Source organism: Streptomyces sp. NPDC051909, assembly GCF_040681095.1.
In the GTDB taxonomy this organism is placed as follows: Bacteria; Actinomycetota; Actinomycetes; order Streptomycetales; family Streptomycetaceae; genus Streptomyces.
Map to the genome: position 1 here is coordinate 1 of NZ_JBFAYA010000087.1, position 1,142 is coordinate 1,142.

Annotated in this window: 1 protein-coding gene; it reads right to left on the reverse strand. The window is 69.2% G+C overall.

Translation table 11 applies throughout. From position 1 onward, the window contains the following. Positions 1 to 2 precede the first annotated feature (2 nt). On the reverse strand, positions 3 to 1,142 hold a 1,140-nt coding region (locus AB0M18_RS36635), incomplete at its 5' end, for an acyl-CoA dehydrogenase family protein (RefSeq protein WP_365765733.1).

A 1,142-nucleotide genomic window follows, 5' to 3' on the forward strand; every position in this document is an offset into this window, starting at 1 on the left:
GATTACGGGAGGTTGCGGGCCATGACGATGCGCTGGACCTGGTTGGTGCCTTCGTAGATCTGGGTGATCTTGGCGTCGCGCATCATGCGTTCGACGGGGTAGTCGCGGGTGTAGCCGTAGCCGCCGAGGAGCTGGACGGCGTCGGTGGTGACCTCCATGGCGACGTCGGAGGCGAAGCACTTGGCGGCGGCGCCGAAGAAGGTGAGGTCGCCGTCGACCCGCTCGCTCTTCGCGGCGGCGGCGTAGGTGAGCTGGCGGGCGGCTTCGAGCTTCATGGCCATGTCGGCGAGCATGAACTGCACGCCCTGGAAGTCGGCGATGGGCTTGCCGAACTGCTTGCGCTCCTTGACGTAGCCCTTGGCGTAGTCGAGGGCGCCCTGGGCGATGCCGAGGGCCTGGGCGGCGATGGTGATGCGGGTGTGGTCGAGGGTCTTCATCGCGGTGGCGAAGCCGGTGCCCTCGGCGCCGATCATCCGGTCCGCGGGGATGCGGACGTTGTCGAGGTAGACCTCGCGGGTCGGGGAGCCCTTGATGCCGAGCTTCTTCTCCGGCGCGCCGAAGGAGACGCCCTCGTCGCCCTTCTCGACGACGAAGGCGGAGATGCCCTTGGAGCGCTTGTCCGGGTCGGTGACGGCCATGACGGTGTAGTACTCGGACACGCCGGCGTTGGTGATCCACCGCTTCACACCGTTGAGCACCCAGAAGTCGCCGTCGCGCACGGCGCGGGTCTTCATGCCGGCGGCGTCGGAGCCGGCGTCGGGCTCGGACAGGCAGTAGGAGAACATCGCGTCGCCCTTGGCGAGCGGGCCGAGGTACCTGTGCTTGAGGTCCTCGGAGCCGGACAGGATGACCGGGAGCGAGCCGAGCTTGTTCACGGCCGGGATCAGGGAGGAGGAGCCGCAGGCGCGGGCGACCTCCTCGATCACGATCACGGTGGCGAGCGCGTCGGCGCCGGCACCGCCGTAGGTCTCGGGGACGTGCACCGCGTGCAGGTCGGCGGCCACCAGCGCGTCCAGGGCCTCCTGCGGGAAGCGGCCCTCCTCGTCCACCGCGGCCGCGAACGGCGTGATCTTCGCCTCCGCCAGCGCACGGACCGTCTCCCGGAGCATCTCGTGCTCCTCCGACGGACGATACAGATCGAA